The organism is Tianxiuia mixotrophica, from assembly GCF_050596425.1.
Classification (GTDB): domain Bacteria; phylum Bacillota; class Clostridia; order Peptostreptococcales; family Acidaminobacteraceae.
Map to the genome: position 1 here is coordinate 2468910 of NZ_CP192292.1, position 22536 is coordinate 2491445.

20 protein-coding genes are annotated in these 22536 nt (G+C 33.6%); 18 read left to right on the top strand and 2 right to left on the bottom strand.

What is annotated here, in order from left to right:
* The first annotated feature begins 104 nt into the window (after positions 1-104).
* On the top strand, positions 105-1607 hold the full coding sequence (locus ACQ4KW_RS10690; protein ID WP_430882461.1) for a reverse transcriptase domain-containing protein: 1503 nt from the start codon (positions 105-107) through the stop codon (positions 1605-1607).
* A gap of 242 nt (positions 1608-1849) precedes the next feature.
* Positions 1850-2902, top strand: coding sequence for a hypothetical protein (locus tag ACQ4KW_RS10695; protein ID WP_430882462.1), 1053 nt, complete (start codon positions 1850-1852; stop codon positions 2900-2902).
* Between the two features lie 402 nt (positions 2903-3304).
* On the opposite strand, the gene ACQ4KW_RS10700 is transcribed toward ACQ4KW_RS10695, so the two are convergent.
* Positions 3305-3631: an aminoglycoside adenylyltransferase domain-containing protein gene (locus ACQ4KW_RS10700; RefSeq protein WP_430882463.1), complete on the bottom strand. Its 327-nt coding sequence runs from the start codon at positions 3629-3631 to the stop codon at positions 3305-3307.
* A gap of 18 nt (positions 3632-3649) precedes the next feature.
* A complete protein-coding gene (locus ACQ4KW_RS10705) occupies positions 3650-4093 on the bottom strand; it encodes a nucleotidyltransferase domain-containing protein (protein WP_430882464.1) in 444 nt (147 codons plus the stop codon).
* Between the two features lie 628 nt (positions 4094-4721).
* Between ACQ4KW_RS10705 and ACQ4KW_RS10710 the strand changes: the two genes are divergently transcribed.
* The 16 genes from ACQ4KW_RS10710 to ACQ4KW_RS10785 all read left to right on the top strand — a co-directional run bounded on the left by ACQ4KW_RS10710 (position 4722) and on the right by ACQ4KW_RS10785 (position 22527).
* Complete coding sequence (locus tag ACQ4KW_RS10710) at positions 4722-5294, top strand: GNAT family N-acetyltransferase (protein ID WP_430882465.1); 573 nt, start codon at positions 4722-4724, stop codon at positions 5292-5294.
* Positions 5291-5818: a histidine phosphatase family protein gene (locus tag ACQ4KW_RS10715; RefSeq protein ID WP_430882466.1), complete on the top strand. Its 528-nt coding sequence runs from the start codon at positions 5291-5293 to the stop codon at positions 5816-5818. Before ACQ4KW_RS10710 ends, ACQ4KW_RS10715 begins: the two co-directional genes overlap by 4 nt.
* Positions 5819-5885: 67 nt before the next feature.
* Complete coding sequence (locus tag ACQ4KW_RS10720) at positions 5886-6026, top strand: hypothetical protein (protein ID WP_430882467.1); 141 nt, start codon at positions 5886-5888, stop codon at positions 6024-6026.
* A gap of 165 nt (positions 6027-6191) precedes the next feature.
* Positions 6192-7262: a tetratricopeptide repeat protein gene (locus ACQ4KW_RS10725; RefSeq protein WP_430882468.1), complete on the top strand. Its 1071-nt coding sequence runs from the start codon at positions 6192-6194 to the stop codon at positions 7260-7262.
* 350 nt (positions 7263-7612) lie between these two features.
* The gene (locus ACQ4KW_RS10730) at positions 7613-8521 is read left to right on the top strand and encodes an ankyrin repeat domain-containing protein (protein WP_430882469.1); all 909 of its coding nucleotides are present in this window, start codon (positions 7613-7615) and stop codon (positions 8519-8521) included.
* Between the two features lie 335 nt (positions 8522-8856).
* Complete coding sequence (locus tag ACQ4KW_RS10735) at positions 8857-10155, top strand: MFS transporter (protein WP_430882470.1); 1299 nt, start codon at positions 8857-8859, stop codon at positions 10153-10155.
* A gap of 193 nt (positions 10156-10348) precedes the next feature.
* A complete protein-coding gene (locus tag ACQ4KW_RS10740; RefSeq protein ID WP_430882471.1) occupies positions 10349-11839 on the top strand; it encodes an AAA family ATPase in 1491 nt (496 codons plus the stop codon).
* Positions 11823-12815 carry a hypothetical protein gene (locus ACQ4KW_RS10745; protein ID WP_430882472.1) on the top strand — a complete coding sequence of 331 codons (993 nt, stop codon included), beginning with the start codon at positions 11823-11825 and terminating at the stop codon, positions 12813-12815. The genes ACQ4KW_RS10740 and ACQ4KW_RS10745 overlap by 17 nt, the downstream gene beginning before the upstream one ends.
* A gap of 191 nt (positions 12816-13006) precedes the next feature.
* Complete coding sequence (locus ACQ4KW_RS10750) at positions 13007-14710, top strand: tetratricopeptide repeat protein (RefSeq protein ID WP_430882473.1); 1704 nt, start codon at positions 13007-13009, stop codon at positions 14708-14710.
* A gap of 177 nt (positions 14711-14887) precedes the next feature.
* A complete protein-coding gene (locus tag ACQ4KW_RS10755) occupies positions 14888-15739 on the top strand; it encodes a phospholipase D-like domain-containing protein (protein ID WP_430882474.1) in 852 nt (283 codons plus the stop codon).
* Positions 15740-15896: 157 nt separating this feature from the next.
* Positions 15897-17183, top strand: coding sequence for an ion channel (locus ACQ4KW_RS10760; RefSeq protein WP_430882475.1), 1287 nt, complete (start codon positions 15897-15899; stop codon positions 17181-17183).
* Positions 17184-17600: 417 nt separating this feature from the next.
* Entirely contained in the window at positions 17601-18074 is a 474-nt protein-coding gene (locus ACQ4KW_RS10765) for a hypothetical protein (protein WP_430882476.1), read from the top strand.
* A 601-nt stretch (positions 18075-18675) separates the two neighbouring features.
* Entirely contained in the window at positions 18676-19200 is a 525-nt protein-coding gene (locus ACQ4KW_RS10770) for a GNAT family N-acetyltransferase (protein ID WP_430882477.1), read from the top strand.
* A 150-nt stretch (positions 19201-19350) separates the two neighbouring features.
* Positions 19351-20127: a class I SAM-dependent methyltransferase gene (locus ACQ4KW_RS10775; RefSeq protein WP_430882478.1), complete on the top strand. Its 777-nt coding sequence runs from the start codon at positions 19351-19353 to the stop codon at positions 20125-20127.
* Positions 20128-21385: 1258 nt separating this feature from the next.
* Positions 21386-21673, top strand: coding sequence for a transposase (locus ACQ4KW_RS10780; protein ID WP_430882479.1), 288 nt, complete (start codon positions 21386-21388; stop codon positions 21671-21673).
* A 14-nt stretch (positions 21674-21687) separates the two neighbouring features.
* Entirely contained in the window at positions 21688-22527 is an 840-nt protein-coding gene (locus tag ACQ4KW_RS10785; RefSeq protein WP_430886566.1) for an IS3 family transposase, read from the top strand.
* The last annotated feature ends 9 nt before the right edge of the window (positions 22528-22536 follow it).

Consider the following 22536-nt stretch of genomic DNA (forward strand, 5'->3'; position numbering starts at 1 on the left):
AATCCTATCTTGGGAAAGAATCGTCTAGGTAAGAGCTTACTTTTAATTGGTTATTCCGTGAATTAGCAGGGCGTGCGCCCTGCTATTTATTTATGGAGGGTTCTATGGAAAAGCTTATCGAATATTACATTGAAAAAGAAGCCATTAAACTTAGAGATCGTCATCAAAATTATCACAATGGGGTTCATCTTGAATATGAAAGAAATCTTAAGAGGATTGGGAATCCTGATCCTAAAAAAATATTTACACCAGAATGCTGGAATGTTGATAAGAAATTTAATCCTTTTTATGTATTAAAAAATAAGAAGGCGATAGCTAAAGCAATTGCAAAGAGGTTAGCAGATGGTTCTTACAAACCTAATCCGCCGTATGTGAAAGAAATCCCAAAGAAGGGTGGAAAGGGAACAAGAACAATTGCTGTATATCAAATCCCAGATGCAGCAGTTTCTAATTATCTTTATAATCGTTTATTAGGAAAAAACAAGCATCGATTCAGTTCGTTAGCATATGCTTATCGTGATGATAGAAATGCGCACTTCGCGGTACAAGATATTTCACTTGAGTTAAGCAAGTATTCAAGAGTATTTATCTCAGAATTCGATTTTAAAGACTTTTTTGGGTCAATCGACCACAAATATCTATTGGAGCAACTAAATGAAAATGGATTTTATGTGAGTGAGTTTGAGAAAGAATTAATTAAGACATTCATTGAAATAAATGACAAAGGCATCCCCCAAGGGACTTCAATTAGTCTTTTTTTAGCCAACATAGTTTGTTGGGAGCTAGATAAGCGACTTGAACTAGAGGGTCTTCGCTTTGCAAGGTATGCCGACGATACGATTATTTGGTCAACTGATTACAGCAAGATTACTAAGTCTTTTGACATTATTGCGAAGTTTTCAAACGAGGCTAGAATAGATCTTAATATAAGCAAATCGGACGGGATTAGTTTGTTGAGAAAAGAAGGTATGCCATCAGAAATATCACAGACAAAGGAATCGTTTGATTTCTTAGGATATAAAATCTATGTTGATCGAGTTGGAATCAAAGATCAATCTGTAAAAAGGATCAAACAACAGATTAGTTATTTATTATACAGAAATCTGATACAGCCGTTGGATGGTAATAATAGGGCGACGATCATTGTTCCTAATGCGAGCAACAATGATCCATCTTTCGTAACAGCTATTATGCAGATTCGACGGTATTTGTATGGTAACCTTGATGATCAAAAGTTGGCTAGATATATTGACGGCACATACACGAGATTGGCTTTCAAAGGTATTATGAGTTATTACCCTCTAATAACAGATATAGAGCAAATGAAAGAACTAGATAGCTGGCTGTTCAACACAATATGGAACTCGATCAAGCTCCGAGAAAGAGCGTTTAAGGATAGCAAAAATATTAATGTATCAGGCTTCTTTCCATACAATTGCTCTAGGGATGATTTCTTAAGAGTTTGTAGAAATAAGCGTGTTAATGGGAAAAGATATAAAATCCAAATACCAAGTTTTAAAAGAATTCATCTTGCAATGAAAAAAGGACTTGTTGATGTGGGCATAGAAAGAACAATGAATCCTAACGCAAGTCATTATGATTATTAACGTCAAAGACTGTACATAACACAGCGGTTCCAGACATTCCCCTTTTCATTATTCGAATTGGGGAATTTTTACTGAGTTTATTATGTTAAAATATTGAAGAGAATAGAAATAGTGGGGAACGATCTTGAACCGTGGGAACGTTAGTTGCCATATTTTCAAAACTAAAATGTATAAGTTACTTACTAATATAGAACCGTTTGTTGGAAATTAGATAAGCTGATATACAAGAGTTGGAGGCATTATTGAATAATATTTATATATTTCTATTATGTACTGCTATGTTGAGTCAGAACATGGCGGAAAAGATGCATCGAGATAATACTGATTATGATGCTTCACAGCTAAATGAGTTATCAAATATGACAGAAAACGTAAGTAATAGTGTTGGTCTAAATTGGATATTAGAGACAAATATGAAAGAGGTAGATGGAATAGAGTATCCATATACGGATATTTACCTAGTTTTCGATGATGCTTTAGATGAGAAAGTGTTTATTGGAGAATATTTAGGAACTGGGTTTATAATTGAAAACTTAAGTAAATATGGTTTCTCGGAAAATGCCATAACGGCATGTCAAATCTACTATGCAGGTGGAGGCGCAAATTTAATTATTGAGTTAATTGATAATGATATTGTAGTCATATATAATCCAATCCAAGAGTTGGGACCAGATGATGATGACTTCAATTTTCAAGAGACAAAACTTAGGGTGAAAGTTCCTAATGGAATTACTCAAGTAGAAGTTAAATCTAAAATGTTACTCGATTCAGAGGAATCAGTAATAAGTAAAATTGATGAGTTAATAACAGTTAGTAAAATGGTAACTTTTATGGAAAGTGATTTTGAAACAGAGTATGAAGGTTTTGTTATCAATTACGACTCTAATTATAAAGATATTATCAAATTATTCGGTTTAGCGTATGACTATGAGGATAATAATAGTGGTTATATAAGTGGAAATGAGGAGTATCGAAGGTGGAACTTGTGTTATCCAAGTTATAAGGATCCAGAAATAAGGATTGTTGTGAAATCAAAAAGAATCTATGAAAATAACGATATATTAGATGGTGATGGAATCATTACCGGCATTGAACTAGCAAAACTAAGTACTAATAGAGGCTTAAAAGTTGGTGATTCAGTTGATAAAGCTATATTACTATATGGACATCCATTGAATCGAGAAAATTCTAACATTCAATATGTAAGTAATGGAAGCCGAATGACGATCTGGTATGACATTGAGGATCTTAGGATCACAAGTATTTTCTTTAGTTATGAGTCTAGAATTGATTAGTATTATTTCGCAATAGCTATTATGCAATCATTCGAAGTCGCAAACTAGCAACAGAAAATGGGAATGTGAAGAATGGAGCAATCAAGTAGCTAATAAGTAGAGGGTTTATACAATTTGAAAAGGCGGCATCTAACACAGCGGTGTCCCGCCATTCGCCCTGTGGATACTGAATGTGAGAGTGTTCCGCGGTGAAATGTTTATACGACGTTTAAAGTGTTGGAATAGCTGGGCAAACGAGCGTGAACCGTGGGAACGTTAAGTGACAGATTTTTCTCAGCATGATTTGAGATGAAGCAAACATTCTGCCTTAATAACTCTGAAGGAATCCAGAATCAGAGCAAATAGATATACGCCTACAAATAAAGGATATGTAGGCGTAATTATTTGAAAAAAAATCGGATTTTAGTGTTTTGAGTAGAGAGTATTGCAGTAATCAATCATCTCAGTTATAAATGCGATTGTTCTATCTTTTCTATGAGTCGCATCTGTGAAATCACTCAAACCATCTGATTTTCTAAGAGTTAGAGCTTCTTGAAGAACATCAGTCCAATTAGGATATTTGTTCATAATGTAGTTACATGCATTTGATTTAGATATTATCCTATTAGTCTCAGAAGAGTATACAATCCTTGCTACTGTGCATACGCCAAATTCAACCCATAAATCCTCTAGAAAAAGATCTTCATTTTCTATTTTGTCTTTCCAGTACGTATTAAGATTGAATTCCAAAGTTTTTTCTACTTGACTTCAACTAGCAGATTTAAGTCTGTCTGTAATACTTGGTGAATCTACAGCAACCCCATCAGTTTTTAATGACCACCATGTAATATTGTTTATATCAAATTTTCCATAGCCTTGATATTCAGCATGATAAATTACTGGATAGGGATCTACTTCCTCATTACTTTTGCCAATATATGATTTTTGCAGGTACATACCATCTAATTTCGCTCCATATTTATAGTCCAGAGACAAGTGTTTATGTAAAGTACAGATTTCATCAATATCTGTTTCATCTAATTTATTATTAAGAATTACAATAAAATCTATATCGCTTGCTTCAGGTTCAAACTCGCCCCGGGCAGTTGAACTGTATAAATACAATCCATAGAACTTGGCACCTAAAATACTGCCTAATTGCTTTCTGAAGTTTAAAATAAGTTCTTCAATCTCAATCTGTAATGATTTCATAGTTTCTCCCTTTATGAAGTAAATCAGTATCACTAATTCTTATAGAAGTGTGTGATACATATGAAAAAGCGATTTTAGGAAATTATTGCACAATTGGTTTCGTCGCTTAGTATAGAAAATATGATAAATGAATTTTTAATGCATCCAATTGGAATTAATATACTCCTTAATACTTGGGTCAAAACGTTCTATAAGTAAGAGGATGAATCAGAGGATATACTAACAAGTTTGTATCCAATATATAGTAATTATAGCATTTCAGTGTATGTAATTTGACTGTATAGAAATTATTCATTTAGATTGTAACTATTTGAGATGAAAATTCAATTAGTATCATGTGTAAAGCTAAATCTACATCTTCTTAATCAGATTAGGTCAAAAGTTCGCAAAGTCGAAAAAGCCATCACTTAACATAGAAATTCCCAACATGCCCTTGTAATTACATATTATAGGGGCTTTTCTACGCTTAAAATGTTAGAATAAGGTATATGAAATAGACTTAGAGGGGCACGGCGGGAATTTTAGGAACGTTATGTAGAATATTGAAGCTAGTATGTAAATCAGATAAGTTAATTTGAATCAATAGTAGCTCAATTAAATCATTTTATAAATATATGAGGTGAAAGAAATGAGTTCGCTACCTAGAATCGAGAATGGAAATATTATTTTAAGGAGACCTTTGCTATCCGATATTGATGGAAGAGCAAATTATGGTGTCTCAGCTGAGTATGCCCGATTAACTGGAACAAACTTCAATAAAATAGACTCATTCAATCTGGAAGATGCAACAGAATGGTATGAACGTATAATAAACCATCCTTGCAAATGGGTAATCGAATATAAGAATTTATTTATAGGGGTAGTGAGCCTCAGACCAAATTATAATGATAATAAAGGTAAGTTTGCAATAGAAATATACAACAATAAATTTCTCGGGTTAGGAATCGGAAGTAAAGTTACTAGAATGGTGTTGGCATATGCTTTTAATAAGAAGAAATACCACAAGGTATTCCTTCGTGTTTTAGAGTCTAATGAGAGAGCCTTAAACTGTTACAAGAAATGTGGATTTATTCAAGAAGGGATCGACCGTGAGGGTGCATTAGTTAACAATAAATATGAAAGTGATATTTATATGGGCATCCTCAGTAGAGAATATAGAGATAATATTGGTTATGAAATTAATTGGGAGAATTGCGAATGACAAAATTTTTCTTAATAAGACACGGTGAAACAGACTATAGCCTAATTGATGAAAGAGGTTTTATTGGTCAAGCAAGGTCATTTGCACCATTAACAACACGTGGTATAGAGCAACTTAAAGAGACCTCGAATGACCCAAGGTTAAGAGAAAGCGATATTATTATCTCTTCACCATATACTAGAGCATTACAAAGCGCAGCAATTCTTTCAAAGGAACTGAGTATTAATATTAATGTAGAAGTAGACTTGCATGAGTGGGTTCCGGATATTGTAGATTTTAATTACAAGACTTCTGAAGATTGTTTTGCATTAGCAAAAGATTTTGAATTGCATAATGGAGTTCATCCTATTGGCGAGAAAAAGGTGTGGGAAACGTACCAAAGTATGAAGAAAAGAATGGACGAGGTCCTCGAAAAATATATGTCATACGATACAGTCATTGTTGTTTGTCATGGTATGGTGATTAGAACTCAAAAATATCAAGAAGTCATTAGAAATGGTGAGATAATTGAGATTGTGAAATAAAGTTTATTTACTCATAGAAACTTGAAACCAAGTAGTTTTAATCAGTTTAGCCTAAATTATTCACTGTGTGTATTATAGACGCTTCAAGACTCTACATAACACAGCGGTGTCCCGCCATTCGCCTGTTGGTGACGAAGTTCAAGAAGGTTACGCAGTGAACGACTGTGACGAAGCTGAAAGTGTTGCAAGAGGAGGCGAACGACCGTGAACCGTGGAAACGTTATGTAACAGTTTTAAACCAGTTAGTGTTGATTAAGACAAAGCTATTTGATCGTAGCATAGCAAACCAGGAATTTTGTGCACATTGAAAAATATCAGTAGTAAAGTATCAAACAATTATTGAAAGGCAGATTCAATGACTATTAATGAGTATATGAACAAAGTAAAAGCAATTATGAATTCTGAGCGAGAGTATGAGTCTCAAAGACCAATTATTAAAGAATATATATTGTTTTTACAGAATATAATTGAGAAAGAACCATCAAATATTAAGGCAATTTGCCAACTAGCGATCTCGTATTTTGAAGATAGACGAGATACTGATATATGCATAGAAATCATGGAAGCTGCTTTAACAAAGAATGAAGAATCAATGTCAGAGCAAATGTTATGTGAGCTTTTAAACAATTTGGCTTATTTCTATGATGAGGAACTTGGAGAGTCAGATAAGGCAGTTGAAACGTTGAATCGTGCTATTAAGCATCAGTCTTGTAAACCGAATAGTTACTATGCACTAGCATACCTATTAGTAGAAGATGAACCTGAATTGGCATTGAAAGTGATTAGTGAAATGTCGATGCCTGAAAGTCCCCTAAATCACTATCAATATCTTAAGGGCTATATTCTTATGAAAAATGAGTTGTATACAGATGCTTTGAGGATATTTGAGGAATTGAGATTATACAGTGATAACTCTGAGGTTAGAGAAAAATCACTTTATAGTTCTGCAATAATAAGAAGCATTACAAATGAGACTGACATGGCATTGAGAATCGCTGACAAATTATATGACGGATTTATTGTAGAGCATAATGAAAAAGTACTTACATTTGAACTTATCCATCTATATTTCTTACTAAGGAAATTCGATAAGGTAGTTGAGTTATTCAAAATTGGGAAAGAACCCATTTATATTGATGTTGAAGTTATAGAATCATACTTTTACGCTTTGAAATCATTAGGTCTTAAATCAGAATGCGAGATTTTATATCTACAGAAAATTGAGGAAATTAATGAGGAAATTGCCGATACAAAGTTAGACTGTGATTTCTCAAATGAAGAGAAGGAATCTTATATTAATAGGAGTAATGAAGAAATAGCTAAACTGAAAAAAAGCTATTCTGAAATTGTATTAGGCAATAAGTTTGTTCAAATTAATGATGTTTTTTACTCATGCAAAGGTACAAAGTGTTGTTATCTAATTGACTGTCCTAGACATTCGTAGTGTGCATCTTGAAACGGTATTAGTAAGACTGAATGTTTTTATCACTCTTATGAAAATGCTTAAAATTTAATGGTTGATGATAGCGCAAAAGTTTGTGTAAGTTTAAAACCGCTACATAACACAGCGGTGTCCCGCCATTCGCCTGGTGGTGACATAGTTAATAGTGTTATCAAGTTTACTGTTATGAACAAGCTAAAAGTGTTGACGTAAGTGGCAAACGAGCGTGAACCGTGGGAACGTTATGCATAATAGAATTACTAGTCATTAGAAACATGAAATCTAATTGAAAATAACACAATGGGAGTTGTAATTGAAGTAATCGATGATTGTGGAATGGGGAGGAATATGGCTTGAACAAAAGAATACTAATAGCATTTTTGACTCTCGCTTTTCTATTAAGTGGGTGTACAAAACCTGATGGCACAAGAAAATATTATATATCTGATATTGAAATATACATAGAAACGCCCGTATGGGAATTAGCAAAAGCAGTTAAATCTCAGTCTGTTAGTAAAATAGAGAGAATTATAGCAACTAATCCAGATTACATCAATTACCAGGATCCAAACTTCGGAGCAACTTTGCTCATGTGGTCGATAGGTTCAGAAAAGTATAGATCAGCAGAAAAATTATTGGAGTTAGGTGCAGACCCAGACATTCCAACAACGGATTATGGTGAGACGCCATTGTTTAGAGCCTCTGAATACTCATGGGTTGATGGCTTGAACAAGAAGAATCCTAAATATGTTGAGTTGTTGCTGAGCTATGGTGCTGATCCCAATATAGCATATGTTGGATTAGAAGAAGTCGGTGTGAAATCAGTTCTAGAACCAGGAACCAGTCCGTTGATGAACTCTATAGGTTGTGGAATAGAAAAGACAAAAGCGTTAGTCGAAGCTGGAGCAGATTTAAACTATAAGAGTAAGTATGGAACTACAGCAGCGGTTCATGCGCTGAGGACTGAAGAGGATTTAAGTTATGCACAATACCTGATTGTTGAAAAAAAGGCGATAATTTCAGAACCGTATTATAACAGATTTGATGATCTAGGAATGGAATCAGAATATTATCCTGTTGATTTGCTTAGAGATTGGATTTTTGATTTAGATTCTGAAGAATATCGAATTAAAATGGAAATAGTTGAGGTATTTAAGGGACAAGGAGTGAGTTATTGGGATTCACCAATTGATGACTGGACTCTTGAACAGATTAAGAAGTTGTATCCTGATTCTTGGCAGGAATATATTCTAAAATACTAATTAGGTATGTAAAATCAACAAAATAGAAATACTTTATTGGCTCACTAAAACAGCATGCAATCGTTGGAATAGGAGTATAAGTTCATCCAGCAAATTTATCATCTTGTGAAACTTATACATTCTCTATAGATCGTTAGTATTTAATTGCAGAGTCAGTGTAATAACACCGTAATTCTACAATGCATAACACAGCGGTGTCCCGCCATTCGCCTGGGTGGTGACGAGGTTTATGTTGTTTCATAATTTGTGCTTCTGAAATAGCTAAAAGTGTTGAAATAGAAGGCGAACGAGCGTGAACCGTGGGAACGTTATGTGTAATACCTCCCTCATGACAAGTGAATATCATACTACCAATTATGAAAGGTGCTGAGAAGTCAACTATGGAAAGTCTAAACAAGGAATCAGTATCACCCCCAAAAATTGAAAGTAAATTATGGAATTTGAATTTTATACTATTATGGCAAGGGCAATTTGTCTCGAGTTTTGGAGATTCAGTCTATGATATTGCATTAGGGTTTTGGATTCTAGCTAAGACTGGGTCGACCGCGATTATGGGTATTCTTATGGCCACAAGTGTATTACCAAGAGTGGTACTATCACCATTTGCTGGTGTTCTTGCAGACCGTTTAGATAAGAAATGGCTTATGGTCATTACTGATGGAATCAGAGGCATCACTATAACGCTAATCGGTTTAGCAGCAATACTAGGGAAAGCAGAAGTTTGGATGGTAATGATAGGTGGTGTAGTTCTGGGTATTTGTGGATCGTTGTTTAATCCAGCAGTCCAGTCAGCGTTGTCGATTATAATAAATAAAGAATATCTGGTTAAAGGTAATTCCGCCATATCACTTGCGAGCACGGGTGTAGATATAGTTGGTAAAAGTATGGGAGGATTTCTATTTCAGTTTTTAGGTGCACCTGTATTGTTCCTAGTTAATGGAATTAGCTATATAATCTCAGCTATAAGTGAACTGTTCATTAGAATACCAAGGGTGACAAGTGAAAGTAGACGTGTAAATTTTGTAGATGATATAAAAAGTGGCTTTCAATATGTTTCAAAGAATAGTGGTTTGAAGTATTTGTATTTGACAATAGCTTGTCTGAATTTTTTTGCTGTCATGGCATTAATACTTTTACTTCCTTACTTTAACTCCAAATCATATCTTGGTCCAGAAAAGTATGGAATTGCTATGGCAGTATCAGCTACAGGAATGTTTATGGGATTTTTCCTCCTGACTATAATAGACATAAATAAGTATCGAAAATCATTGATATTTTCAATGGGAGGAATGATTTCAGGAATTAGTATTGGTTTACTACCATTTACAAAGAATTTTGCAATAATCCTAACTCTAATGCTTGTCAATGGTGTATGTGTTGCTATAGTTCGGACATTACTTCAGTCGAGTCTTCAGTCTTCAGTGCCACAAAATATGCTAGGGAAGATATTTGGATTTAGAAGAGCGTTATCATCATCGCTTGTACCACTTTCCATGGCATTAGGTGGAATAGGAGCTGAGTTTATTCCGATGGAAACAATAATTTCATTGGGGAATGCAGTTATATTTATACTGTTTCTAAAACTAGGTTTTACGAGAGCAGTAATCAATATAATCGATGGTTCGGGAGAATGAATCTAACTGAGTTTGTGAAAATCGGGAAGTACAACACATAACACAGCGGTGTCCCGCCATTCGCCTTGTGGTGACGAAGTTAATGCAATTACCAAATATGTTGCTGTGACATAGCTGAATGTGTTGCAATAGCTGGGCGAACGAGCGTGAACCGTGGGAACGTTATGTGAAATAAAAATTATTGAGGTGAATAATGAGACTAATTTCAATTTGGATAGACAATTACAAGATTTACAATGACAATGAGATTGTTTTTTCTAAAAGTGAGGAAGTAAATGTAATTCAATCAAAACTTTTTAGCAAGCTAAGTATCAACACATTAGTTGGTTCCAATGGATCTGGCAAATCTACTATAATGGGATTTATTGCATCAATATTTCATAATTTAGAAAGGTATCATACTCGTATAGAGTCTGACTTTAGATTGTTATATGAAATTGATGTCGATGAAGAGAATGTTATTGTACAACTTGAAAAGATAGGTCCAAATATTTTTTTCAAAAATACTCAAGATACTAATAATAAGCTCTTATTAGAATGGGAGATTAAGAAGAAAGCGCCAGTTAGGCGTGAATATCAAAGAGAGTACAAATATACTTGCAGTTATGACGAGATTAGAAAGTATTTGCCAAAAAACATTATAGTTTCGTGTTTCGAAATTGATGAAATGTATCCTGATAAAAGGACATACAATTATGTAGGAGATAGAATAGTTAAACTACATAAAGTTGGAGCAACTACTATTTCGACTGGTTATGGATTGGGCATAACAGAAGGTATTATTAAGTTATATAGTATATTTGCAAATAATAAAATTGCTAGAAACAAGCTTGAAAATGCATTAGATATAAAGTTTTCAAACCGAGTGAAGGTATTATTTGAATTCATATACTTTGAAGATTTCATCCCACAATATAGTGATTATGACGAAGAAGTTATGTCACAATTATTTAAGAAATATAGCACTCATTTTAATATTTATGATTTTAACGAGTTTACAGAGTTCATTTTCAGTGAGGAACTATGGGGTGAATACATAGTAGGAATTGAGGACGATTCTGCATGTTACTTAGATATTTTATCTTTTATTGAGGCAGACCCTGTAAATTCTGAGATACTTTTATCCTTAAGTAAAGGTAAGAGCACATATATCAATGAAATATATATTGAGAAGTGGGGGAAGCAATTACCTTTCAATAAAATGAGTTCTGGCGAGAAAATTTTTCTATATAGAATGATTTCAATACTGTCGCATATTTGCTCTGGTTCTATTGTCTTATTAGATGAACCAGAGGTCCATTTGAATGAAAAATGGAGTAGACAATTAGTTTCAGTACTATCACTTTTGTTCTCAGGTTTCCAGTCTCATATTTTGGTAGCGACTCATAGTCACTTGTTTATTAATAATCTATTTAAAGAGAACGTAATGCTATTTGAGAATGGGAGTGTACGAAATCCTAGAGTGCCGATTTTTTTAGCAAGTCCACATGAAATATATAGAGAACTTAATGGTGATCAAATTTACCAAAATATATCCGAAAACTTAGTACTAGAAGCTTTAGGTGTTGGAAATAAGGATGAATTACTTCAAATTTATAATGAATTAGGTGAGAGTGTATACAAATATCTTGTGTTCAAAATGTTAAAAAATGAAAATGGTGATCGCAATGTGGAAAATCAATAATAGAACAAATGGTGTTATCCTAAATAAGTTTCACTTACATGTGGTCAAACCATTTCTAGTTTTAATTATTGAGTGCTCTAGAAATAAGGAATACGACCTAATCAACTATATATCTTGTTGTCCAAACCCGCTAATATCTAATAATAAATCGATATTGCTATATTTAGTGAAAAAGAAATATCTGAAGAGAAAAATATCGGATGTTGTTAGTGATATAGTAATGAACTATTCGTATAATGAGATTATTGAGCAATATAAGATATTTCAGTTACAAAAAAAATCTGCAGATCAATTTGATTACAATATCAGAGAGGAAGATATCATTGAAGAGCTGTATTTCGTATTCAGCAAATTCTTTTATGACAAGTTGTTTGATGATCAGTTTATTTGGAGCACACTTGGTGAAGTAGGCTTCAACAGGAAACTATTTCACAGCAATTTTTATAGTGAAAACCAAATAGGCGTTTGTGCATATTGTGATTTAGATACTACTTTGAATTCCTCAAACAATTATGTAGAACATTTTTTACCAAGGAGTAGTTTTCCATTTTTATCTATGCACCCAAACAACCTAATTTCATCTTGTGGAGCTTGCAATAAACAAGATGAGGGGAAAGGTGTAGCAGTTATGAATCCGATATTCTCTCCATTCAATCTTCAAATTGGCGACAGTATCGATTACAGTATCGACTACTCTAATCAAGAAATTGATCTTTCGGCTAATCAAATTGAAGTAAATAACTACATTAGTTTACTTCAATTAAGTGACCGATATAAAAAGCCACAAGTATTTAGAGCAATGCTTCTTCGAGCAGCATCCATTTATGATATATTGAATGAGTTCCCATTGTCTGAGTTAGAACTCCGTGATTATCTTATTCAACACAATGAAAAAACAAAAAAAGTTGATCCTATGGGATTCTTATTAAATCAGTTGTTCAATCGGCTTGATGATTATGAGAAGTTTAGAAAATAATTTTTAAATCACATAACACAGCGGTTCCAGACATTCCCCTTTCGATTATACGAATTGGGGAATTTTTATCGAGTTTAGTATGTTAAAATATTGAAGAGTATAGAAATAGTGGGGAACGATCTTGAACCGTGGGAACGTTACATGACAGTAAATCGCTAAGAATATTATTTGTAAGTAGAGGGGAATATATTTTGAAAATACAATCAAAGAAAATACTAATTACCTCAGTAGTAACATCAAGTTTACTTATGAGTGCTTGTACAACAGTTAGTGCATCACAAGTGAATATTGAAAAGTTATATGAGGAAAATAAATATGATGAGATAATCAGTGAGATAAATCAAGAGGAACTTATAGCAGTTCAGGACTTCGATGCACTTTACTTAGTTGCAAGCTCATATCATTTGACAGGAGCTCATGAGGATGCTAACGAGATAATTGACAGAATACTAGTCCAAAACGATGAGATGAAATACAGAATTCTTAAGTACAATATATTAGAATCATTAGGATTATATGAGCTGCAAGATGAGTTAGTAACTAGTACCTTAGAGGAGTATAGAGATAAATATGACGCGTTAGATTTTGATGGAAAATCAAATTATTGCTATTGGCTGATACTTAATAACGAGAATGAAGAAGCCATTGAAAAATATGAAAGACTCTTAGAAGAAGTGTCTTTCATATATATGAAAGATCCGTTATATAATAATTTGGCGTGGGCAAGTCTGAATATATATGATTATGAGAAAGCAAAGGAATATAGTCTTGAATCATTAGAAATACAACCGGGTGATACTATTACTTTAACAAATCTAGGCAATAGTTATTATGGCTTAGACGAATATTCGGAGGCAAGAGAGGCTTTTGAAGAGGCAATTAAATCTAATCCAAATAATTCATATGCAGTCTATGGACTAGCAAATACACTAGATGCTATGGATGATTTAAATTCGATTGAGTATTGGGAGAAATATGTTGAGCTTCAGCCGTATGATTTTGATGGTTGGTACAATATTTATAGTTACTACTCTGAAACTAATGAAGTAGACGAAGTAACAATGGCACTAGAGAGAATTGTACAGATACAGCCAAGTTACAGTTACTATGTGAAGGAATTACTTAACTTATACTATGAAACTGATGAAAAGGAGAAAGTTGAAGAAACCTTAAATCGCTTTGAGAGAAATAATGATCCTTTGCAATATGATTTATTATTAGCAGATTACACATTTGAGACATTGTCAGAAGATGATGGATATGATTTGTATGTGCAAATATTGAATGAGTACGAATTAGAATATTGGGATCTAACTTCAATTATTGAAACACTTTATTATAGTGAGAAGAATGAGTACTTTAATAGTTATGTCAGTGAAATTGAAAGTATTAAAGGTAGTAATTATAGATTAGAAATAGAGTCGGAGTTCTACTATGAGTATGGTGAGTATGAAAAATTAATTGATGTTGCCGAAAAACTGATTATTAAAGATACTAGTAATTCCTATGCGTATGAGTTGCTTGCTGATGGATTATATTACATGGATGATTATGAGAATGCATACGAGAATTACTCCAATGCATTAAAATATGGTGAGTCAACTTTCTATTTAAAGATTTCTCTTGTTGACTGTGCTATTTATAATCGCAATCTTGATGAAGCCAGAAGTATATTACAGGAGTTGTTAATTGACAACAGTGATTCTGCAATAATTTTTGCATATAAAGCAAGAATTGATATGCTTGAAGGTAATTCAGCATCAGCAATTGAGATGATGAAAGAGTCTCTAAGTATATCGCCTTATTTAGATTATGTACTTGATAAGTATGAAGAATTAGAAACCTTGAAAAGTAACGATGACATAAAGGCGTTGATTGATAGTGCGAATAATTAGTTAGCGTATCGCTCCTACCATCATGTAACATGTCAATTCCCAACACGCCACTAAATTATACAAAATGGGGCGTGTTTTATTACTTTTAGAATGTTAAAATATAGAAGAGTATATATAAAGTGGGCCGCGGTCGGGAATTGCAGGAACGTTATGTGAAATATAAAGGCAGTGATAATTATGATAAATGAGTTTGAAATTTCAAAAGGAAAAATACTCTTTATGAAGGATTCTCAATTTTGGAATAAGATCATCAGAAAGGCAACGTATTTTGGAAATGACGTCTTCATATCTACATATAATTTCAACTTTAACTATCAGTCAAAGAATAGTATGTATCACAGACTCATTGAGTTAGCAAATTCAGGTGTTAACGTAACTCTAGTTTACTCTAAACCAATTTTTAAACATGCTAATGATCCGTATTTTGACCCAGTGTTTCAACAGTATGTATTATGTGCGAGAGTTAAAAATAATCATGCGAAGATTTTTTGCTCCGAGAGTTTTGCATATATTGGTTCAAATAACCTTTCTTTTGGTAGCGAAGGGAATTATGAGTGTGGTGTTCTGATTGAAGATACTCAAACTGTGAGAAAAATTAGGAAACGATTTCAAGGTGAGTTAATAGGAAATTGTGATTTTGAATGTATACCAGAAGGTTCTCACTACCTTGAAAAGCACTTAGATAAAGCAATATATGACACTAAGGAGTCGATTAATCGCTTGCAATCAAATTGTAAAATGACAGTTACTGACCTGTATTATTCAGTTGCAGCGAATGACTCTACATATTTATTTAAAGATTTGATTCTGAAATTGGATTATCAATACCCAGAATTGCTTAGCTTTGAGTACTGGATGTATTATGGTGATGGTTTGGTTGACACTAATTTAGTGTATCGAGTAAAGATGGACTTGCAACAATGGCTTAATACACTTATTGAAATTAAAAACCATATGATTATGGAGTACAAACGAATTGGTAAGTTTTCGTTTGAGCAAAACTTAGGGTTATTGAATATGCCTTTATAAATCACATAACACAGCGGTGTCCCGCCATCCGCCATGTTGTGACCAAGTTGGTTTAACTCACGCAGTTGAAGTTGTTGGAGTAGTTAGAAGTGTTGAAATAACTGGGCGAACGAGCGTGAACCGTGGGAACGTTACATGACAGTTGATTACACAGTTAATGATTAAAACAGAATTGGTGATAAACGTGAAGAAAATACCTAAAAAGTATAGAAGTACACTGAGTAGCATTTGTTATGAAAGAGAGAGCATTAAAGATAACGTAAAACGTGTTCAGTTAGAAGATGTCATAAACATAGTCTCAAGTATAACAGAGACCGTCTGTTCAGAAGACAGACTAGCTGACAAAGTACATAAATTTAGAAAGTTTGATTCAATAAGAATTGATGAAAAAGTAGTATCAGATATGAAATGGTCACAATTTAGAATGTGTATTTTTGAAAATTGTGTATTCAATAACATAGATTTGGAAAGCGTTAGTTTTTTTAGTTGTATTTTTATTAAATGTAAGTTTTATGATGTTATAGCTAAGTCATGCAAATTTTCGTTGTACAGTGAAAGTGACTTCAGTGTAAAGAGACCATATAGTTTTTCGTCCATTTATATTGATTGTGATTATAATAATTATCATTTAAAAGAATGTGAGTTAGCAATAGATTACTTTATTAATTATCATGGTGCAATTAATTCAGAAGGGATTAAAATCGAAGGGTGTAATGGTAGTAGCTGTTCTTTTATTCATTTTTCGTGTTTCAAACTTGACATTAGCCATTCTGAATTTAATAAAATTGGAATAATCGATTATACTTCACATTATATGACGAATCGTCCAGTGTATGTTGATATGACTGGGATAGTTGACATAATACTATATCCTAAGATACTGGACGATGATACGGAAATAGATTTCTTCTATGATGCTGAAGTGGTTTTCATGATGAAAATGATGCGCTCAATTGGAGAAAATTTAAGTCGAGAGCGACATTCCGCTTATTTGCTAATTATCAAGATATTAGAGTTTAATAGGCATAAAAAGAATAAGTCGAAGAAAAGGAGCTCAAAATCTTATTCTGGTATGCTGAGTAGTATTCATTTTGAGGACTTTGCATTTTACTTTTTAGCACCGAAAGAGTTTTTAATGCATAGAATATTTAAACCGATAGTATGGTTTGCGCTGGCATATTTACTGATTGGATTAAGAGCATCTGGAGTATCTCAACAAGTCTTGTTTTCATGTGAGTATTTTAATTTGCTTAATTTGAATGCAATAGACTTACTTAAGAATTTTCATAAAGCGTTATATTTTAGTGTAATAACATTTACTACAGTCGGTTACGGAGATTTAGTTGTAAGAGAGAATTTCGAATTAGTTGCAATGATTGAAATGTTGTATGGTGTAGTCTCAATTTCAATTTTAACAGGTTCAATATTCAAAAGATATTCGTAAGCTAATAATATTACATAGTATTGTTAGTTTAGATGTAATAAACCATCATGTAACACGAGCGTTCCCAAACATGCCCTTGATTTGACAAAATCAGGGGTTTTTCGAGCTTGAAATGTTACAATGGAGTATATGAGATAGACCTAGAGGGCACGTCGGGAACGCCGGGAACGTTATACTGCCATAAAAACACTATATTTGAATAAACTATGCAGTAATGTTGTAATTGCGCAAAGTTTTACCTAGAGAGTGGTTATGATATTAGTTGGCAGATTGACTATTCACTACATATTCAAGGGCTTAAAAGTTTGTCTATTATACAAGGCAAGTAAATGTTAAAATATTCAAGTATGCAGTTAGTGAGTGAAAGATTAGTGTAAACAAGTACAAAGAAAGAGTTATTGAATGTCGAGGTGTTGTATGAGTGGATTTTTAGTGGTTGCAGTTGGCTTAGTAGGTTCATTTGCTAGTACAATTGCATTAGCAATAGAGCTGAGGAAAAATAACAGAGGTAAGTTACAGTGGATTCTATTAGTTTTTTTGATAATATCAATGATAATGACTTCATACAGCCAATATCAGCTTGATGAGTACAGAGTTGTTGAGAATGAAGCAACGAAATTAATAAAAAAATGGCCTACCAAAGATAGACTGGATTATGTATCATCTGATGAACTAAGAGGTCATGCAATTGCAGGATTTAGCTTCATAGAAAGACATAGAGATTATTTTCCAGAAAGCTTTAATTTATTGAGCACCTATGTTCATGATGATATGGCATTAACTAAAGTTATAGTTGGCGAACCGTCTTATGAGGAAATCGATAGAATACAAGGTGTATTTATTACAATAGCTGAAATTGTAGGCTCTATGAGTGATACAAAATACAAGTAGTATAAAAGTGTGATCACCTAAAAAGTATGCAAATACAATGGAAGTAATATGATATTGATTTAAGGCAAATATTTATATATAAGAGTTTTCTAGAAACTCATCTTCTCGTTTTTGATTAGGGGAATTTTCAATTAGGCTAGTATGTGTTGATTATAGTCTTAAAAGGGAATTATTAGTCAGGTGTTTTGTGATCAGTTTGCCATCATTTTCTGGAGGTCTATTCAAAATATTTATTGAGTTCGGATATATTCTAAATAGCTCCAAAGTAATACAGCTGTACTTAATAATGAATAAAGTTACTTAAGGGTTATAACGGCTAAGTTAATTGTGAAAATAGTAAGTACCATTTGCTCCTCTAATAGCGATATAAGATATTAAACAGGACCCACATAAAGTGTATGATACCGTGTTTTATACGGCATATAACACGACAGTTTCAGAACATTCCCCTTTTCATATACGAATTGGGGAATTTTTATCAAGTATGATATGTTAAAATATTGAAGAGAATGTACTAAGTGGGGAACGTCAGAAACTGCGGGAACGTTATCACGCCAATCCAAAACTCAAAACATAGTCAGAGAAAAGTAGGTGACTTGAAATGACTAATAGTGAACATAGTATCTCTTTAAGATCAGTAGCAGTAAGAGACTCAGAATTTTTAGCAAAAGTATGTGAATCTAATATTCCACTCTATGATTCGATTATGCCTGGAGCGTTTAAGAAGCAAGCCTACAAGTATAGAGTTAAGGGCGTAAATACAGGTTATAGTATTTCGATCATTGAAAAAGACAGTGTATCAGTGGGTTTTACTGGCACTCTAGAATTAAATGGTGAAAGTATGTACTTGGTTGCGATCTATCTATTGAGTGAGTATCAAAGACTTGGTTTAGGACACGTTGTTTTAGATCAAATTGAAAATATGTGTAGAGCAAAGAGTATGAAGAATATTATGCTTTTGGTTCATAAAGAAGCCCATTGGGCGATCAATTTTTATATAAAGAATGGTTATGAGATTTCAGCAAAGACAGAAAAAGAGATTAAAGAGTATGACTCAAATATCCTCGAGAAACTATATATTGGAAATACATATTTAATGACAAAAACACTTAATGGAACATGCTGAATCCACATTAATAGGCTATATTTTGCTAGTTAACAGTAAAACATGCTGTTTTATTCAATACCACGTCCTTATGTAATTATTATTTGAGTTCAAGTCTCGCAAATACCGCAAAATAAGACAATGACAGAAATGGTTATCAAGGGGAGTATTATGTCAGAAGAACTTTACAAAAGACCAGATATATATGACATCGTTTATAATAAAGAAAACAGTGAATCATTAGAAACGCACTATGCGAATGTGCTAGGCGACAAGAATATAGAAACAATTCATGACTGTAGTATAGGAACGGGTCAATTGACGTTTGTACTAAGCGATCTTGGCTACAAGGTATCAGGTTCAGATTTGAGTCAAGAAATGCTTGAGAACGCACGAAGAAATGCAGAGGAACGTAATATAAATATTGAGTTGACTCAAAGCGATTTTAGACAAGTATCATCGAGTATTAGTGGTAAGTTTGACTGTGTAATGTCAACAGGAAACTCCTTAGCACATGTGAATAACACAGATGTACTGAATACAATAGATTCAATGACAGAACTGATTAAAGAAGGTGGTTATATATATTTTGACACTCGAAACTGGGACAAAATATTAGATACAAGGCAAAGGTTCTTTTGTTATAATCCGTTTTTTAGAGGAGAGGAACGAATTAATCTAACCCAGGTATGGGACTATGTATCGGAAGAACAAGTTATCTTTAATCTTCTATATACATTTGAAAAGAATAATAGAATCTACAAGCAAGAAGAAGTGAAGACAAGTTACTGCCCAATTCGTAAAGACTTACTAATTAATCATTTAGAATCAATAGGGTATGCAGAGATAGAAGTTAATAGCTTTTTAAATCCAAAAATAACCGTGTTTGAAGAAATGGACTGGTATTGTGTCATTGCCAAGAAAATAAGTTCAAAAGAGTCATTATAAGAAATATAATATGGTCATATATATAAGACTTGAACGAGTCCGTTTTAAATCGGCGTATAACACAGCGGTGTCCCGCCATTCGCCTTGTGGTGACAAAGTTTAGGAAGGTTTCCGAGTTGATTTCTTTGACAAAGCTGAAAGTATTGAAATAGAAGGCGAACGAGCGTGAACCGTGGGAACGTTAGTTGGCATTATCCACGTTCAAGTTTAAGCAGTTAGTTTAATTGGCACGCTAATGTTGGTATGGGCTGTGCATTAACGCCTCCCTATGGTTATGGGTTCATTATTTTGCATTAGAGCCTTGTTCTTTCAAACGAAACTCAGCGCTTTGAATACGTTGAGAGGGTAATGTTTATACTGACTGCATTTCACTTAATAAGCAAGTGCTTGCAATGAACTAAGTTGGTATATGAGTTCATGGTACTCATTAATATAGACTGAAGGCTCCAAGGTTTTCGTCATTCAAATTGCATCTAAGTTTGTTGGGCCTTCATATACATTTGATTTTATACTTCGGCCATATTGTTAGCTTCAACTTCATTATTTAAGAGATTTGGCGGTCCATTATAATTTCTTGTTTAACTGTAGGCCTTACATCTAGCACCGAATAACTAGTTTTCAATATGCAACTTGAAATCGAAAATCGCCTTATACGAAAAGAGAGCAAGCACTGGTCATCGTAGAGAACACTCAAAAGCAGCGCTGAATTCAGTTTGAACAAGCCTAGTTGTAAGTGTTGCAGATAATGCTTTTTAATTAGAACGGCTGAAGTTAGTTTTGAATTTTACAGTGCCAATTATCTGTGCTTTGAGTACACAGCTCCATATTTACTTTTGGGGTTGGTTTCCTTGAATGAAAGTATTTTTAGACTTGGCGCATTGCATTAAATAGGAAGTGGTAATATTCCGCTGAGAAGTGTCCAAGACATTTACGTGCTAGGTATCTGAATGTAATTCGACATCTCATTAAATGAGTCTGTTGGTTTACTATATTTCAATACATCATTTAGGCAACGCCATCTAACACAGTGGTTCCAGACATTCCCCTCGTATTATACGAAATGGGGAATTTTTAATTGGTCTCTTATGTTAAAATATAGAAGAGTATAGAAAAAGTGGGGAACGATCTTGAACCATGGGAACGTTAGGTACAATTATTTACTAGTACAGTGTTGTTTCTGAATGTCCTGCTATAGTTAAGTTGTAACACCATGAGCGAGTTTGATGATATAATTCAAACTTGAAAAGGGGTTATGATTATGAAAAAACCAAAGTATGATCCAGTTCTTCGAGAGAAGATCATCCGTCTGCATCTAGAAGAAGGTCGGACTATAAAAAGCTTAACAGCTGAATACAACTTAGGTAGTGGTACACTTAGATACTGGCTTGATAAACACCGTAAAGAATGCGAAACAGATCCAAGACTTAAGAATGAAACTGATCAAATGAAAGGGATTAGACGCCTTAAGAAAGAACTTGCTGAAGCAAAAAAGGAGAATGACTTCTTAAAAAAGGCAGCAGCATTCTTTGCGAAGGAAATCGACTAAAAAAGTATGAGTTTATCAAGAAATACCATCTAGCATATGGCGTAAACTGGTTGCTAGATAAACTGGGATTACATCCTAACCACTACTACAACTACCTTAAAGATCGAAAAGCAACTTATAAGAAGCAAAAGAAGAATTTACAGCAGGAAATCAAGAATTTATACCACCAGCATAATGGCACACTCGGCTATCGTATGATCTGTGATTTACTTCTCAGAAAAGGCGTCGAGTGCTCTTATGGTACAGTTTATGCCTATATGCGTGAAATGGGAATAAAAGCAATAACAAGGCGCAAGAAGCAGCCTTATAGAAAAGGGTATATCCATCATATCTTCGAAAAAATACTTAATCAGAATTTTAGTTGTAAAAATCGAAACCAAGTCTGGTGTTCAGATTTTACATACTTAACACTTAAGAACGGTGCAAAAGGGTATAATTGCAGCATTATTGATCTATATGACCGAAGCATTGTTTCGAGCTTAAACAGTAAATGGATTGATTCAAATCTTGCTATTGAAACGCTTAAAATCGCTCTGTCATCAAACAACATTGATGACAATCTTATCTTTCATAGCGATCAAGGGTCGCAGTTCGCTTCAAGAGACTTCATTAATTATTGTAAGGATAATGGCATTACTCAAAGCATGAGCAGGGCTGGAAATCCCTATGATAATGCACCTATGGAACGTTTCTACAATACGATGAAAACAGAGTTCATTTATCAGTACACCTTCGAAAATGATGCTGATCTCAACCAAGGTGTTTATGAGTATATTTTTGACTGGTATAACCACAGAAGACCACATTCTTTCAATGGAGGCCTTACACCATTTGAGGCGAGGTATTCAGACTAGCACATGGTA